The organism is Mycolicibacter sinensis, assembly GCF_001667945.1.
GTDB lineage: Bacteria > Actinomycetota > Actinomycetes > Mycobacteriales > Mycobacteriaceae > Mycobacterium > Mycobacterium sinense_B.
Genome location: NZ_LZJK01000059.1, coordinates 1 through 16,725 on the forward strand (window position 1 = coordinate 1; position 16,725 = coordinate 16,725).

Consider the following 16,725-nt stretch of genomic DNA (forward strand, 5'->3'; position numbering starts at 1 on the left):
GATGGTTCTCCAGCGCGGTGCGCAGCGCGGCGACCTGGTATTCGTCGTAGTCGATCTCGGGATCGAAGCCGCGGCTGAGCAATCTGGTCAGTACGCCGACCAGATCGACCGAGACCCGGCTCCACCCGGTGGACAGTTCGTCGAGCATCTTGCCCGCCTCGTCGACCGTGGCCCCCGGGATGTTCTCGAGGCCCTCCCGGAAACGGGTGGAGGCCAAGATCTCCGGCTTCACCAGCCGCGGCTTCGATCCCGAGATCGACTACGACGAATACCAGGTCGCCGCGCTGCGCACCGCGCTGGAGAACCATCCCGCGGTGTTGCTGTTCTCCCACCGGTCCTACATCGACGGCGCGGTCATGCCGGTGGCCATGCAGGAGAATCGGCTGCCGCCGGTGCACGTGTTCGCCGGGATCAACCTGTCGTTCGGCTTGATGGGACCGTTGCTGCGCCGCTCCGGAGTCATCTTCATCCGGCGCAGCATCGGTGACAACCCGCTCTACAAGTACGTGCTCAAGGAGTACGTCGGCTACGTGATGGAGAAGCGGTTCAACCTGAGCTGGTCCATCGAGGGAACCCGGTCGCGTACCGGCAAGATGCTGCCGCCCAAGCTCGGACTGATGACCTACGTCGCTGACGCCTACCTGGACGACCGCACCGATGACGTTCTGCTGCAAGGCGTCTCGATCAGCTTTGACCAACTGCACGAGACGGCCGAATACGCCGCCTACGCCCGAGGTGGGGAGAAGACGCCAGAGGGATTCGGCTGGCTGTACCGGTTCATCAAGGCGCAGGGCGAACGCAACTACGGCAAGATCTACGTCCGCTTCCCCGAGGCGGTGTCGATGCGCCAGTACCTCGGGCCGCGCGATGGCGCCGACGCGATCGACCCGGACGCCAAACGGTTGGCGATGCAGAAGATGGCCATCGAGGTGGCCTGGCGGATTCAGCGCGTCACCCCGATCAGCGCGACCGGCCTGGTGTCCGCGCTGCTGCTGACCACGCACGGGCTGGCGTTGACGCTGGAGCAGATCCACCATTCGCTGCAGGAGGGCCTGGACTACCTGGAACGCAAGCAGACACCGATCTCCACCAGCGCGCTGCGGCTGCGCAGCCGGGACGGGGTGCGGGCGGCGGTCGACGCGCTATCGAACGGGCATCCGGTCACGCGCGTCGACGGCGGGCGCGAAGCGGTGTGGCGGATCGCCCCGGAGGACGAACACGCCGCGTCGTTCTACCGCAACTCGGTGATCCATGCCTTCCTGGAGACCTCGATCGTCGAGTTGGCGTTGGCCCACGCCGGCCGCGGCGAAGGCGACCGGCTCGACGCGTTCTGGAATCAGGCGATGCGGCTGCGCGACCTGCTCAAGTTCGACTTCTACTTCGCCGACTCGGCCACGTTCCGCGACAACATCGCCGAGGAGATGTCCTGGTTCACCGATTGGGAAGCCCGGGTCGCCGCCGGTGGCGCTGAGATCGACGGGATCTTGTCGGAGAAGAAGCCGGTGATGTCCGACGTCATGTTGCGGGTGTTCTTCGAGGCGTACGAGATCGTCGCCGACGTGCTCTGCGACGCGCCGGCCGACATCGGTGAGAAGGAGCTGACCCAGCTGGCCTTGGGTGTCGGCCGCCAGTACGTGGCGCAGGGTCGGGTCCGCAGCAGCGAGTCGGTCTCCACCCTGCTGTTCGCCACCGCACGCCAGGTGGTGGCCGACCAGCAGCTGCTGCAGGACGCACCGGATTTGGCCGAACGCCGCAGAGCGTTCCGCGGTGAATTGCGACGCATCCTCAAAGACTCCGACCACATCGCCGGGATCGCCCGCCGGGAGTTCTTCGCCCGAGATGCCGAGGCACGGCGACTGCGGCGGGCTCGCGGCGAGCGGTAGCGCGGCCGCGCCCTCGATATGCCGTGCTTGGCGGGCGCGCCATACGCTGGGGGCCATGACGGCGATTCCGGCGACCCGCGCCCGCTCGGCCACCTACCTGCCGGTACTGGTCGGGGTGGCGATCTTGGCCGGTTGCACCGCCGCCGGGATCGCCGCGCTGTCGTTGGCCGATGCGCTGACCGCGACCGGTCTGCCTGATCCCGGCCCGGTGACCACGCTGGGCCTGCCGTTCGTGCGGGCCGCCGGCGAGATCGCCGCGGTGCTGGCGGTGGGGTCGTTTCTGCTCGCCGCATTTCTGGTCCCGCCGCAGGGCAGCGGCGTGCTCGACGCCGCCGGCTACCGCGCGCTGCGGCTGGGCACGGCGGCCTCGGGCACCTGGGCGGTGTGTGCGGCGCTGCTGGTTCCGCTGACCATCTCCGATGTCTCCGGCCACCCGCTGTCCGAGCTCCTCGACCCGGTGACGACGTGGTCGCTGGCCGGCCTGATCGACACCGCGTCCGCGTGGCGGTGGACCGCACTGCTGGCCGCGGCGCTGACCCTGGCGAGTCGGCCGGTGCTGCGCTGGTCCTGGACACCGGTGCTGCTGGCGGGCTCGTTGCTGACCCTGGTCCCGCTGGGATTGACCGGGCATTCGGCGGCCGGCGGCTCTCACGACCTGGCCACCAACAGCCTGCTGATCCACCTGGTGGCTGCGGGGTTGTGGGCCGGCGGCCTGTTGGCCCTGCTCGTGCACGCCCTGCGCGGCGCGGAGCACGCCGACCTGGCGGCCCGGCGGTTCTCCACGGTGGCGCTGTGGTGCTTTGTGGCCATGGGCCTGTCCGGCGTACTCAACGCGCTGGTGCGGCTGGCCCCGTCCGACCTGCTGACCACCGAGTACGGCCGCTTGGTGCTGGCCAAGTTCATCGCGCTGTGCGTGCTCGGTGTGGTCGGGGTCCGGCAACGGCGCCGCGGGGTGGCAGCGCTGCAGGCCGACGGCCAGGCACGCGGACCGCTGATCCGGCTGGCCCTGATCGAGGCCGGTGTCTTCGCGGTCACGTTCGGCATTGCGGTCGGTTTGGGCCGCACCCCGCCGCCCCCGCCGCCGGTGCTGAACCCGTCGATCCCGATGGTCAAGATCGGCTACGACTTCGCCGGCCCGCCTACCGTGGCGCGGATTCTGTTCGACTGGCGATTCGACGTGATCTTCGGTACCGCCGCGATCGTGCTGGCGGCCGTCTACCTCGCCGGGGTGTGGCGGCTGCGTCGTCGCGGGGACGCCTGGCCGGTGGGCCGCACCGCCGCCTGGCTGCTCGGTTGTGCGACGCTGCTGGTGGCCACCTCGTCGGGAACCGGGCGCTACATGCCGGCGATGTTCAGCATGCACATGGTCGTGCACATGCTGCTGTCCATGCTGGTGCCGATCCTGCTGGTGCTGGGCGGGCCGACCACGCTGGCCCTGCGGGCGCTGCCGGCGGCCGGTCGCGGCGAGCCGCCCGCAATGCGCGAATGGTTGCTGGCGGCGCTGCACAGCCGGGTCTCGCGGTTCTTCACCAACCCGATCATCGCGGCGGTGATCTTCGTCGCCGGCTTCTACGGGCTGTACTTTTCCACCATCTTCGACTCGATCGTCGGCAGTCACGCGGGGCACGTCGCGATGAACGTGCACTTCCTGCTCAGCGGCTACCTCTTCTATTGGGTGGTGATCGGCGTGGACCCCACACCTCGGCCGATCTCACCGCTGGCCAAGCTGGCGGTGGTGTTCGCCTCGCTGCCGCTGCATGGCTTCTTCGGGGTGTTTCTGATGGGCATGCACAAGGTGCTCGGCGAGTGGTTCTACGCCGGCCTGCGGCTGCCCTGGCACACCGACCTGGCCGGAGACCAGCACCTAGGCGGTGGCATCACGTGGGCGGCGGGGGAACTGCCCCTGGTGGTGGTGATGATCGCGCTGTTGGTGCAGTGGCAGCGCAGTGACCGTCGCACCGCGAAGCGGCTCGACCGCTCCGCCGACCGGGACGAGGACGCCGAGTTGGTCGCCTACAACGCGATGCTGGCCGAGGCGGCCCGCCGGGACGCGCTCGGGCAGCACTGAGCCCGGCGCGGAGACCGGCCTAGGCGATCGGGCCGGCCGCGGTGCGCACGGCCGCGCGCACCTGATCGGCAACGACCTGTGGCGACGACGCGTCGAGTTTGCCGTCGAGGTGCAGAAAGGCCAGCCCGTGCACCAACCCCCACACGGCGGTGGACATGGCCCCCGGATCGGCCGATGGAAACACCTGCTGCACAGCGAAGTTCAGATAGTCCTGGATTGCGGTGACTGCCGCCACCCGCTCGGCGTTGCTCGGATCACATCGTTCGGTGAACATCACCCGGAACAGCCCGGGCCGGCTCAGTGCGAACTGAACGTAGGCGACGGCGATCCCCGCGAGGTCGTCCGCCGTCTTCGGTGCGGGATGTGCCGCGACCAGGTCGGAGGCCAGTTCGCGATATCCCACCGCGGCGATCGCTGACAGCAGGGCGTTCCGGTCGGCGAAATGGCGGTAGGGCGCCGCGGTCGAGACACCCGCGCGGCGCGCAGCGGCACGCAGCGACAACTCCGTGGCGCCGTTGTCCTCGAGCAACTCCATGGCGGCGCGCACCAACGTCCCGGGCAGATCGCCGTGGTGGTACGTCTTGGTCGACGCAGACATCTGTACTATCCCGTGTTGACGCCGCTTACATGAGCTCCTCACGTTAGCCGACGGGCTCTGGGCCAGCTCCGCCGGCCTCGTCGGTCTGGGCTGATCGCCACGGCTGGTGGCCGAAGCGATCGACGTGCACCACGTCGTCGATCGGCGGACGTTGGGTCGGGCCGTATCGTCCACGAGCCCAGCCGATCGGGATGATGCATACCGGCACCATCTCGGGTGGCAGCTCCAGCACGCGGCGGGTGTTGCGGACCGACCACAACGGCAGCGTCTGCAGTGAGGCGCCCAGGCCCACGGCCCGGCACGCCAGAAGCAGGTTCTGCACCGCGGGATAGACCGAACCGTAGAACGACGAGACCCTGATCTGCGGCCACCCGACGGGCTGATGCTTGAGGGTGCGCCGGTAGCAGGCCACCACGAGGGTCGGCAGTTCGTGGTAGTGCTCACGCTGCCACTCGGAGACCTTTAACTGGCGTAGCGTCGGTTCGTCGGGGGCGCTGCGCCTGGCAAACCAGCCGAACAGGGTGAACGCCCGTTGGTAGCTGCGCACCAAGCGCCGCTTCTGCTGGGCGTCGTTGACGACGACGAATGCCCAGTCTTGGCTGTTCGAACTGGTGGGAGCCTTGAGCGCCAATGCCAGCACCTCGCGCAGGACGTCGGTGTCGACGGGGTCGAAGTGCAGTCGGCGGATCGCCCGCTGGGAGCGCATGGCCTCGGCGAGCGGCATGTTCAATCCCGCAAGTGCCTCGACGGCGTCGGGGGGTACGAACGGGCCGGGGGTTGCGGTCATCCCTTCTCCCCGACGACACGAAATTCGATGCCGGCGTCGGTGAGTCGGCGCAGGAGGTTTTCGCCCATCGCGGCGACCGTGGTGAGCTGACCGGAGGTCTGCGGGTTGGCGTCGAATGCCAGGCACATGGCGGACTCCGCGAGCATTTTCGCGGTTTCGCTATAGCCCGGATCGCCGCCGCGGACCTGGGTGTGCACCTGCTTGCCGCCGCCGGCGCCGATGAAGTCGACGGTGAACCATGAACCGGCCCTTCGGGACTCCGAGGGACCCTCGCCCTGCGGTATTCGCCTGCCGAGCACGCGACGCAGCAGCGGTACCTGTGCGGCGGCGACGAATGCCCCGACGCCCGCGAGGGCAGCGGCCAGCGTGGTGGCCCGCTGGATACCCGCGTAGTGGATGTAGGTGAAGTCGGGGCCGTAATCGGCGCGGGCGGCTGCGGATCGCTGCACTATCTGGGGGTCGACCGTCGGCAGCGGCAGCAGCCACACACCGAGTTCGGCATCGTGGCGCGGAACTCCGACGCGTGCCCGCGTCCGGCGGCCATCGGTGTGCGGCTCGGCTTTCTTGCGGGCCACCTCGACCTGGCGCATCTGCCGCAACCGCGACATCTGCGCCAGCGCGGAATGCAATGTGCCGCCGGAGATCATCATGTTGGCGCGCGCCACGCCGCGCACCGTCAACGGCACCCCGTGCGGCAGCTGCTGGACGGTGAAGAAGGCGCCCAGGTCATGCGGGATGGAGTCGAAGCCGCAGGCGTGAACCAGCCGGGCGCCGGTCTGGACGGCCGTGGCGTGGTGGTTCAGATACATCCGGTCGACGAACTCCGGCTCGCCGGTGAGATCGAGGTAGTCGGTGCCGGCTGCAGCGCACGCCGCCACCAGCGGCTCACCGTGCTCCAAATACGGACCGACCGTGGCGATCACCACCCGCGCCGACTCGGCCACCGCGCGCAGCGAATCCGGATCACCGGTGTCGGCCAGCAGGAGTTGCAGCGTGGCCGCGTCCGGATTGATGGCAGCGAGCCGGTCGCGCACGGCTTCGAGCTTGGCCTGGTTGCGGCCGGCCAGGGCCCATCGGGCGCCGGCGGGCAGCTGGGCGGCGAGGTAGTCGGCGGTCAGACCACCGGTGAAGCCGGTGGCGCCGAAGATCACCAGATCGAAAGGGCGGCGGGCAGTTCGGTCAGGGATGCTCATGGTCCATTCCTTGTCGGGTGGGCTGTGTCACGAGCACGACGTCCACCGGTCCGATCAGCACAATGTTAACAGTGCTTACGTCATCCCGAGTCGACGTGGAGTCGGCCTGGTCGGCGCGCTTCGTCGAAGCTATTCGTGGAGCCCGGCCTCGGCGATGGCGTCGGCCTCTTGTTCGGTGGCCACCGACGGCCCCGAACCCGGGAGTCTCTTGCCGGCCGTCTCCGGGGTGAACCACAGCGTGATCGCGCCGATGAGGCCCGCGCCAACGAGGATGTAGGCCGGCACCATCACGTTGCCGGTACCGGAGACCAGCGTCTCGGCGACCAGTGGAGTGGTGCCACCGAAGATCGAGACCGAGATGTTGAATCCGATCGCCACCGTGAACAGGCGCACCTGGGTGGGGAACAGGGCCGGCAGGGTCGACGGTGTGGTGCTGTTGAAGCACAGCAACATCACACCGATGAGCAGCACACCGAGCAGTCGCAGCGGATAGTTTCCGCCATGCCGGATCAGCAAGAAGGCCGGCACCGAGCCGAAGATCAGCAGCAGGCTGCCGGTCCACATGATCGGTTTGCGGCCGATCCGGTCGGAGAGCTTGGCCAGCGGAATCACCGCAACCAGCATCAGCAACAGCGCCACCACGATCATCGTCAGCCCGCGGCTGCCGCTGATGCGTCCGACCTGCTTGAAGTACGTCGGCAGGTAGCCGGTGAGCATGTAGTTGGTGACGTTCTCGGCCAGCACCAGGCCCATGCAGATCAGCAGTCCCTTGCGTTGCCGCACGATGGTCTGCTGGAACTGCTGCCACCCGCTGTCGCGGGCCCGGCCGCCGTGCTCACCTAGCTCTTCAAAGGCCGGTGATTCGTCGATGCGCAACCGCATGTAGAGCGTGACGAGGGCCAGCGGGACACCCAGCAAGAAGGGGACCCGCCAGCCCCAGTGCAGCATGTCGGAGACCGGCAGCTGGGATTTGATCAGCGTCACCACCGCGGCTCCGGTGATGTAGCCGCCCAACGTGCCCAGCGGCAGGAACCCGGTGAGCGCTCCACGGCTGCGGTCCGGGGCGTGCTCGCTGACGTAGGTCATCGCGCCGACGTACTCGCCGCCGGTGGAGAAGCCCTGCATGATTTTGGTGATGATCAGCAGGACCGGCGCCCAGATCCCGATCTCGTCGTAGGACGGCAGCAGCCCGGTCACCGTGGTGCCGATCGCCATCAGCGCGACGGTCATGATCAGCACCCGCTTGCGGCCGATGCGGTCACCGAGTGCGCCGAAGACGATGCCGCCGAACGGCCGCACGGCGAAGGCCGCCGCCAGGGTGCCGAACGTGGCGATCAGACCCACCGCGCTGGAACTGTCACTGGGGTAGAACACCTGCGCGATCGTGGTGGCCAGGAAACCGTAGATGCCGAAGTCGTACCACTCCATGAAGTTGCCGACAGCAGTGCCCGCGATCGAGCGTTGCATGGCCGCGGGATCCGAGACCCGGATGTCGTCGCGTGCCCACTGTCTGCGGCTCGTGTGTGCACCGCTGCCGGATAGGCCGTTGGTATCCACCGCAAGCAACGTATACCAACTGTCTGCACAGTTCTCGTTGACACAGGACGCCCTGCCCGGGCGGGCAGGCGCCCTCTACGATGACGGGCATGCGCAGGCTCCCAGCCGTCCTGACCGTTGTGAGCGCCGCCGCTGTCCTGTTCGCCGGTTGCTCATCCAGCCCGTCCCCGCCGGCTCCGACGCCGTCATCGGCCACCGCCATGTCCTCTGCGACCTCCCCGACGACCGTGCCGCCGTCGGCGGCTCCGGCGACGTCCTCGCCCACGTCACCGTCGCCGACGTCATCGAAGAAGGCCAGCGAGCCGCTGCCCGACGCCGCGGCGATCCTCAAGGAGTCCAGCGCCACCACCGCCGACCTCGACAGCGTGCACCTGAGCATGTCGGTGACCGGCAACATCGAGAACCTGGCGATCACCGCGCTCGACGGCGACGTGACCCGCCGGCCTGACGACGCGGCGAAGGGCTACGCCAAGATCGCCTACCGAGGCGCTCCGGCCTACGTCAAATTCGTGGTGTTCGGCGGCGATTTATACGTATCGCAGTCGTCGCACCGGTGGGTCGATTACGGACCGGCCGGCAATTTCTATGATCCGGCGACGATCCTGAGTCCAGCCACCGGACTCGCCGACCTGCTGACCGACTTCATCGATCCCGAGGTCAGTGGACGCGAGACGATCGACGGTGTACACACCGTCCGGGTCACCGGCGAGGTGTCGGCCGCGGCGGCGAAGAAGATCGTCCCCCAGCTGCACGCCAACAAGCGGACCTCGTGCACCGTCTGGATCCAGGAAACCGGTGATCATCACCTGGTGCGGCTTGAGCTGGCCTCCGGCGCCGACAACTCCGTCCAGCTCACCTTCTCGAACTGGAATGCGCCGGTGAGCGTCGGCAAACCACGCATGTAGCCGCTCGGGTCTTATCCCCAGTTCGTCGTTCTTCCACAGTTGCCGCTGCGCCGGACGCGCTGTCTGCCGTCGTTGTCGGGGACGCCGGGCCTACTGGTCGCAGCACCGGCGAGCCGTTCGCCCGCCGCAACCAGGAAGGAAGTGTGCAATGTACGAAACGCCTATCACCATCATCGGCAACGTCGCCACGGACCCCGTCCGCCGCCGGGTGGGCGACCATGAACTGATCAAGTTCCGGGTCGCCAGCAACTCGCGCAAACGCCGCGCCGACGGAACCTGGGAGGCGGGCAACTCGCTGTACATGACGGTCACCTGCTGGGACAAGTTGGTCACCGGCGTAGGTGCGTCGCTGAGCAAGGGGCTGCCGGTGATCGTGGTCGGTGACGTGTTCACCAGCGAATACGAGGACAAGGACGGCAATCGCCGCTCGTCGGTGGAGCTGCGCGCAACGGCGGTCGGCCCCAATCTGGCGCGGTGCGCGGCGCGGGTGGAGAAGATCATCGCCGCGGGGCCGGACAGTCCGCCTGCTGCCGTCCACGCCGATGAGGCCACCAGCCCCGATACCGCCGAGGACGATGCCGATCCCGGCGACGAGCGGGACGGCATGGCGCTGACCGCCTGAGCGCAGCCGACGGCCGGGGAAAACCACCACCTAGGATGGTCGGCGAGCAAATTCGCGAGACCAGGAGGCGACACCGCGGCATGGCTGAGTTCATCTACACGATGAGGAAGGTCCGCAAGGCGCACGGCGACAAGGTCATCCTCGACGACGTCACGTTGAGTTTCCTGCCGGGAGCCAAGATCGGTGTGGTCGGCCCCAACGGGGCCGGCAAGTCGAGCGTCTTGCGGATCATGGCGGGGCTGGACACCCCCAACAACGGCGACGCATTTCTGACCCCCGGGGCCAGCGTGGGCATCCTGCAGCAGGAGCCGCCGCTGAACGAGGAGAAGACCGTCCGCGGCAACGTGGAGGAGGGCCTGGGCGACATCAAGGTGAAGCTGGACCGCTTCAACGAGGTCGCCGAGCTGATGGCCACCGACTACTCCGACGAGCTGATGGAGGAGATGGGCCGGCTGCAGGAGGAACTCGACCATGCCAACGCGTGGGACATCGACTCCCAACTCGAGCAGGCCATGGACGCGTTGCGCTGCCCGCCGCCCGATGAGCCGGTCACCAACCTCTCCGGTGGGGAACGGCGCCGCGTCGCGCTGTGCAAGCTGCTGTTGAGCAAGCCCGACCTGTTGCTGCTCGACGAGCCCACCAACCACCTCGACGCCGAGAGCGTGCAGTGGCTCGAAGCGCACCTGGCCAGTTACCCCGGCGCGATCCTGGCGGTCACCCACGACCGCTACTTCCTCGACAACGTGGCGCAGTGGATCCTGGAGCTCGACCGCGGCCGGGCCTACCCCTACGAAGGCAACTACTCGACCTACCTGGAGAAGAAGGCCGAGCGGATCGCTGTTCAGGGCCGCAAAGACGCCAAGCTGCAGAAGCGGCTGCAGGACGAGCTGGCCTGGGTGCGCTCGGGCGCCAAGGCCCGCCAGGCCAAGAACAAGGCCCGGTTGCAGCGCTACGAGGAGATGGTCGCCGAGGCCGAGAAGACCCGCAAGCTCGACTTCGAGGAGATCCAGATCCCGACCGGTCCGCGGTTGGGCAACCAAGTGGTGGAGGTCGAGCACCTCGACAAGGGCTTCGGCGGGCGGCTGCTGATCAAGGATCTGTCGTTCACGCTGCCCCGCAACGGCATCGTCGGGGTGATCGGCCCCAACGGTGTCGGCAAGACCACGCTGTTCAAGACGATCGTCGGCCTGGAGGAACCCGACAGCGGCACGGTCAAGGTCGGCGAGACGGTCAAGCTGAGCTACGTCGACCAGTCCCGGGCGGGCATCGATCCCAAGAAGACGGTTTGGGAGGTGGTCTCCGATGGGCTCGACCACATCCAGGTCGGGCAGAACGAGATCCCGTCCCGGGCCTACGTTTCGGCGTTCGGTTTCAAGGGACCTGACCAGCAGAAGCCGGCCGGGGTGCTCTCCGGCGGGGAACGCAACCGGCTGAACCTGGCCCTGACCCTCAAAGAGGGCGGGAACCTGATCCTGCTCGACGAGCCGACCAACGACCTGGACGTCGAAACCCTGGGATCGCTGGAGAACGCGTTGGTGAACTTCCCCGGCTGTGCGGTGGTGATCTCCCACGACCGCTGGTTCCTCGACCGCACCTGCACCCACATCCTGGCCTGGGAGGGCGACGCCGACGACGAGGCCAAGTGGTTCTGGTTCGAGGGCAACTTCGGCGCGTACGAGGAGAACAAGGTGGAACGGCTGGGAGCCGAGGCGGCGCGTCCGCATCGAGTGACCCACCGCAGACTCACCCGCGATTAAGGTAAGGCCGGTAGCGGCGCTGCCGGAGCTGACACCTGGTCAGGAGGGGTGGGGATGACGGATGCCACCGAGCGGCGATCGGCCGTATGGACGACGTTTCCCGATCCCGCTCAGCCGCAGGGCATCCCCGAGTGGGTCGCGGGCGCCTATATCGCCACCTACCGTGGCCCGCACAGCGACGCACTCGGCGGCGACGATGCATCCGGCGCTGAGTCGGCCGGCCGGGCCGCGGCCACGGCGGTCGTGACTCCGGGGCTGCTGGCAGCCCACGCGCGGCTGGCACAACACCGGCCGGCCGGGGAGACCCGGGTCGGCGTCTACACCGGCGACGATGCGGCAGGGTTCGGGCCCGCCCTGCAAGCGGTGACCGGGCATGCCGGGATGCTGGTGGATTCCGTCGCGGTCCTGCTGCACCGCCTCGGGGTGGCCTACATCGGCATCATGACGCCGGTGTTCACCGTGCAGCGCGATGCGGACGGCGAACTGCGCTGCGTCGAACCGAAAGACTCGGACGTCGAACCGACCTCGACCGAGGGCGCCGTCGCTGCCGAGACCTGGATTCACGTCCAGCTCTCGCCGTCGGTCAGCCGTGAGACGCTGGCCGAGGCGAAACGGCTGCTGCCGCATGTGATGGCCGACGTCCGCCAGGTCGCCACGGACTCCGAGGCGATGCACGACGCGCTCACCGCACTGGCCGGTGACGTCGAATCCGATGCGCACGGGCACTACACCGCGCCGGACCGCCACGACGTGGCCGCGCTGCTGCGCTGGCTCGCCGATGGGCACTTCGTGTTGCTCGGCTACCAGCGCGGAGCGGTGCGCGACGGACAGGTGCTGGTCGACGACGCGGACCGGCTGGGGGTGCTGCGGCTGCGTAAGTCCGTGCGGCCCATGCTCACCGGCGACAATCTGCTGACCCTGGCGCAGGCCACCGTGCCCAGTTACATGCGGTTCGGGTCACACACCTACGTGGTGGTGATCCGGGAGGACACCGGCGATGACATCGTCGCGCACCGGTTCGTCGGACTGTTCACCGCCGGGGCCATGAACGCCGACGTCTTCGAGATCCCGGTCGTCTCCCGGACCGTGCGTCAGGCACTGGCGCTCTCGGAGCGCGAGCCCGGCCACCCGGGACAGCTGCTCCTGGACATCATCCAAACGGTCCCGCGCTCAGAGCTTTTCGCGATCAGCGCCGAGCAATTGCTGAACATGGCGATGGCCGTCGCCGATCTGGGTACGCGGCGCGGCACGTTGCTGTTCCTGCGCGGCGACCGGACCGGGCGTTTCGTGTCGTGTCTGGTCTACCTGCCGCGCGATCGCTACACCACGCCGGTCCGGCTGCAGATGGAAGACATTCTGGCCGCCGAATTCGGCGGTGTCGGTGTGGAGTACAGCGCCCGGGTCAGCGAAGCTCCCTGGGCGTTGATCCATTTCATGGTCCGGCTGCCCGACGATCCCAAGGCACGCACCGTTGACACCTCCGAAGCCAACCGGGTGCGGATCCAGGCCCGGTTGACCGAGGCCAGCCGCACCTGGGCGGACCGGTTGATCGCTGCGGCGGGCGGAACCCCGGCGGAGCCCCAGGCGCAGCACTACGCAGCGGCATTCGCCGAAACCTACAAACAGGCCGTCACGCCGGCCGAGGCCATCGACGACATCGCCACCATCGAGCAGTTGGCCGACGGCGCGGTCCGGTTGGTGGTCTCCGGCTACGGCACGGACGACGCGGTCCCGTTGACCTGGTTTCTCGGCGGCCACGGTGCGTCATTGAGTCAATTGCTGCCGATGCTGCAATCCATGGGTGTGGTGGTGCTCGAAGAGCGGCCGTTCACCGTCGCGCGCGCCGACGGTCTGACGGTATGGATCTATAAGTTCAAGGTGTCGCCGCACCCCACCATCGAGATTCCGGCGACCGGCGCCGAACGTGATGCGGCCCAAAGGCGATTCGCCGACGGGGTCACCGCGATCTGGGAGGGACGGGTCGAGACCGACCGGTTCAATGAGCTGGTGCTGCGGGCCGGGCTGAGCTGGCAGCAGGTGGTGGTGCTGCGCGGCTACGCCAAATACCTGCGGCAGGCGCGTTTTCCCTACAGCGAAAGCCACATCGCGTCGGTGCTCAACGAGCATCCGGACACCGCACGGGCGCTGGTGGCGTTGTTCGAGGCGCTGTTCGACCCGTCCCGGAAGTCCCGCAGCCGGGATGCGCAGCTGGCGGCCGCTGATGTCGCAGCCGGCATCGACGCAGTGGTGAGCCTGGACACCGACCGGGTGCTGCGAGCGTTCGCCTCCCTGATTCAGGCCACGCTACGCACCAACTACTTCGTCACCCGCGCTAATTCGGCTCGCGCACAGAATGTTCTGGCGTTCAAGCTGGACGCCCGCCTGATCGACGAGTTGCCACTGCCGCGCCCGAAGTTCGAAATCTTCGTCTACTCGCCGCGGGTCGAAGGGGTGCACCTGCGGTTCGGTTTCGTATCCCGCGGCGGGCTGCGCTGGTCGGACCGCCGCGAGGACTACCGCACCGAGATCCTCGGGCTGGTCAAAGCCCAAGAGGTCAAGAACGCCGTCATCGTCCCTGTAGGTGCCAAGGGCGGATTCGTGGTCAAACGCCCGCCGCTGCCCACCGGTGACCCGGCGACCGATCGGGAAGCGACCCGCGCGGAGGGGATCGCCTGCTACAAACTGCTGATCTCCGGCATGCTCGACGTCACCGACAACGTCGACCACGCCACCCGCGCCATCAGTGCGCCACCGCAGGTGGTCCGGCGCGACGGCGACGACGCCTATCTGGTGGTGGCCGCCGACAAGGGCACCGCCAGCTTCTCCGACATCGCCAACGAGGTCGCGCAGTCCTACGGCTACTGGCTCGGTGATGCCTTCGCCTCGGGTGGATCGGTCGGCTACGACCACAAGGAGATGGGCATCACCGCCAAGGGTGCCTGGGAATCGGTCAAGCGGCACTTCCGGGAGATGGGCATCGACACCCAGACCCAGGACTTCACCGTCGTCGGCGTCGGGGACATGAGCGGCGATGTGTTCGGCAACGGAATGCTGCGCAGCGAACACATCCGCCTGGTGGCCGCCTTCGACCACCGGCACATCTTCTTGGACCCGGATCCGGATCCGGCCCGGTCCTTCGCCGAACGTCAGCGGATGTTTGACCTGCCCCGGTCCAGTTGGGACGACTACGACAAGTCACTGATCAGTGCCGGCGGCGGTGTCTACCCGCGCGACCTGAAATCGGTGCCGGTCAGCCCGCAGGTGCGAGCGGTCCTGGGGCTCGACGACGACATCACCGAGCTGACCCCGCCGGCGCTGATCAGGGCGATTCTGCGGGCGCCGGTCGACTTGTTGTTCAACGGCGGTATCGGCACCTATGTCAAAGCCGAATCCGAATCCGACGGCGATGTCGGTGACCGGGCCAACGACCAGGTTCGGGTCAACGGAAACCAAGTGCGCGCCAAGGTGATCGGGGAAGGCGGCAACCTCGGCGTCACACCGCTGGGCCGCGTCGAGTTCGACCTGGCCGGCGGCCGGATCAACACCGACGCGCTGGATAACTCGGCCGGCGTCGACTGCTCCGACCACGAGGTCAACATCAAGATCCTGATCGACGCCCTGGTGACCCTCGGCAAGCTCGACGCGCAGGAGCGCCCGGCGCTGCTGGCATCGATGACCGACGAGGTCAGTGCGCTGGTACTGGCCGACAACACCGCCCAGAACGACCTGATGGGCACCAGCCGGGCCAACGCCGCCAGCCTGCTGCCGGTGCACGCCGACCAGATCCGGCACCTGGTGGCCGACCGCGGCCTGAACCGCGAGCTGGAGGCGCTGCCGTCGGAGAAGGAGATCGCCCGGCGCGCCGAGGCCGGACTGGGGCTGGCCTCACCGGAGCTGGCGACGCTGATGGCCCACGTCAAACTGACGCTCAAGGCGGCGGTGCTGGCCACCGATCTACCGGATCAGGACGTTTTCGCCGCCCGGTTGCCGCAGTACTTCCCGTCGGTGCTGCAGCAGCGATTCGCTCACGAGATCCGCTCGCACCAACTGCGCCGCGAGATCGTCACCACGATGCTGATCAATGATGTGGTGGACACCGCCGGCATCACCTACGCCTTCCGGATCACCGAGGATGTCGGCGTCGACCTCATCGACGCGGTCCGGGCCTACGTGGCGACCGACGCGATCTTCGGGGTGGGCCGGTTGTGGCGCCGGATCCGGGAAGCCGGTGAGCGCGACGGCCTGCCGGTGGCGGTGACCGACCGGATGACGCTGGACCTGCGCCGGCTCATCGACCGTGCCGGGCGCTGGCTGCTCAACTACCGTCCGCAGCCGCTGGCGGTAGGCGCTGAGATCAACCGGTTCGCCGACAAGGTGGCCCAGTTGACGCCGCGAATGTCGGAATGGCTGCGCGGCGACGACGCCGACATCGTGGCCGAACACATCGGGGAGTTCCGCGCCCAGGGTGTGCCGGAGGACCTCGCCGGCGACATCGCCATGGGCCTGTACCGCTACAGCCTGCTCGACATCATCGACGTGGCCGACATCACCGACCGCGACGCGGGCGAGGTCGCCGACACCTACTTCGCGTTGATGGATCGGCTCGGCACCGACGGACTGCTGACCGCGGTGGCCCGCCTGCCCCGCGATGACCGCTGGCATGCGTTGGCGCGGTTGGCGATCCGCGACGACATCTACAATTCGGTGCGGTCGCTGTGCCTGGATGTGCTGGCGGTCGGCGAACCGGATGAGGATGGGATGCAGAAGATCACCGAGTGGGAATCGACCAACGGGTCGCGGGTGGCACGGGCACGGCGGACGTTGAGCCAGATCTATGAGTCCGACCAACGGGACCTGGCCACGTTGTCGGTGGCGGCGCGGCAGATCCGCAGCATGACCCGCGCCAGCGGCCGGGGGTCGGCCTCGTGAGCACGCCGGGGTTTGTTGCCTCGATTCCGGTGCGCTGGTCGGACATCGACATGTACCAACACATCAACCACGCGACCATGGTGACCATCCTCGAAGAGGCGCGGGTGCCGTTCCTGTCGCCGGCCTTCGCCGTCGACATCACCAGCGTCGGCCTGTTGATCGCCGAAGTCCGGGTCGCCTACAAAGGGCAGCTGCGGCTGACGGACTCGCCGCTGCAGGTGACGATGTGGATCTCGCGGCTGCGCACGGTCGACTTCACCATCGGCTACGAAGTCCGCTCGGTCAGTGCCGCGCCGGACTCCAAACCGGCGGTGATCGCCGAAACCCAGTTGGCCGCGTTCAGCATCGACGAACAGAAGCTGGTGCGGCTGTCGGCGGACCATCGCGGCTACCTGGAGAAATTCCTTCGCTGAACGCGCGCTCTTC

The 16,725-nt window shown here is 67.9% G+C and carries 10 protein-coding genes and 2 pseudogenes; 7 read left to right on the plus strand and 5 right to left on the minus strand.

Features of this window, described 5'->3' with window-relative positions; genetic code table 11:
• Nucleotides 1-241 (minus strand): annotated as a pseudogene (locus tag A5694_RS22445) (glycerol-3-phosphate 1-O-acyltransferase); the annotation flags it as partial.
• On the opposite strand from A5694_RS22445, the pseudogene A5694_RS07580 reads away from it, so the two are divergent.
• Together A5694_RS07580 and A5694_RS07585 are read left to right on the plus strand one after the other, a co-directional pair.
• Nucleotides 234-1,883: pseudogene (locus tag A5694_RS07580) on the plus strand (glycerol-3-phosphate 1-O-acyltransferase); the annotation flags it as partial. The pseudogenes A5694_RS22445 and A5694_RS07580 overlap by 8 nt on opposite strands.
• Before the next feature lie 55 nt (nt 1,884-1,938).
• The gene (locus A5694_RS07585) at nt 1,939-3,951 is read left to right on the plus strand and encodes a cytochrome c oxidase assembly protein (RefSeq protein ID WP_064921227.1); all 2,013 of its coding nucleotides are present in this window, start codon (nt 1,939-1,941) and stop codon (nt 3,949-3,951) included.
• Nucleotides 3,952-3,970: 19 nt separating this feature from the next.
• On the opposite strand, the gene A5694_RS07590 is transcribed toward A5694_RS07585, so the two are convergent.
• The 4 genes from A5694_RS07590 to A5694_RS07605 form a co-directional block, all read right to left on the minus strand.
• Complete coding sequence (locus A5694_RS07590) at nt 3,971-4,549, minus strand: TetR/AcrR family transcriptional regulator (RefSeq protein ID WP_064921228.1); 579 nt, start codon at nt 4,547-4,549, stop codon at nt 3,971-3,973.
• Between the two features lie 43 nt (nt 4,550-4,592).
• Nucleotides 4,593-5,336 (minus strand): nitroreductase family protein, encoded by a 744-nt coding sequence (locus tag A5694_RS07595; protein WP_064921229.1) that lies wholly within the window; start codon nt 5,334-5,336, stop codon nt 4,593-4,595.
• On the minus strand, nt 5,333-6,529 hold the full coding sequence (locus A5694_RS07600; protein WP_064921230.1) for a saccharopine dehydrogenase family protein: 1,197 nt from the start codon (nt 6,527-6,529) through the stop codon (nt 5,333-5,335). Before A5694_RS07600 ends, A5694_RS07595 begins: the two co-directional genes overlap by 4 nt.
• Before the next feature lie 129 nt (nt 6,530-6,658).
• Nucleotides 6,659-7,996, minus strand: coding sequence for an MFS transporter (locus A5694_RS07605; RefSeq protein WP_064921294.1), 1,338 nt, complete (start codon nt 7,994-7,996; stop codon nt 6,659-6,661).
• A 179-nt stretch (nt 7,997-8,175) separates the two neighbouring features.
• Here A5694_RS07605 and A5694_RS07610 point away from each other — a divergent pair, with 179 nt between their 5' ends.
• The 5 genes from A5694_RS07610 to A5694_RS07630 all read left to right on the plus strand — a co-directional run bounded on the left by A5694_RS07610 (nt 8,176) and on the right by A5694_RS07630 (nt 16,712).
• Nucleotides 8,176-8,991, plus strand: coding sequence for an LppX_LprAFG lipoprotein (locus tag A5694_RS07610; protein WP_207515945.1), 816 nt, complete (start codon nt 8,176-8,178; stop codon nt 8,989-8,991).
• A gap of 148 nt (nt 8,992-9,139) precedes the next feature.
• Nucleotides 9,140-9,613 carry a single-stranded DNA-binding protein gene (locus A5694_RS07615; RefSeq protein ID WP_064921231.1) on the plus strand — a complete coding sequence of 158 codons (474 nt, stop codon included), beginning with the start codon at nt 9,140-9,142 and terminating at the stop codon, nt 9,611-9,613.
• An 80-nt stretch (nt 9,614-9,693) separates the two neighbouring features.
• Nucleotides 9,694-11,370 (plus strand): energy-dependent translational throttle protein EttA, encoded by a 1,677-nt coding sequence (gene ettA, locus A5694_RS07620; RefSeq protein WP_064921232.1) that lies wholly within the window; start codon nt 9,694-9,696, stop codon nt 11,368-11,370.
• A gap of 54 nt (nt 11,371-11,424) precedes the next feature.
• The gene (locus A5694_RS07625; protein ID WP_064921233.1) at nt 11,425-16,299 is read left to right on the plus strand and encodes an NAD-glutamate dehydrogenase; all 4,875 of its coding nucleotides are present in this window, start codon (nt 11,425-11,427) and stop codon (nt 16,297-16,299) included.
• A complete protein-coding gene (locus A5694_RS07630) occupies nt 16,296-16,712 on the plus strand; it encodes an acyl-CoA thioesterase (protein WP_267887745.1) in 417 nt (138 codons plus the stop codon). Before A5694_RS07625 ends, A5694_RS07630 begins: the two co-directional genes overlap by 4 nt.
• The last annotated feature ends 13 nt before the right edge of the window (nt 16,713-16,725 follow it).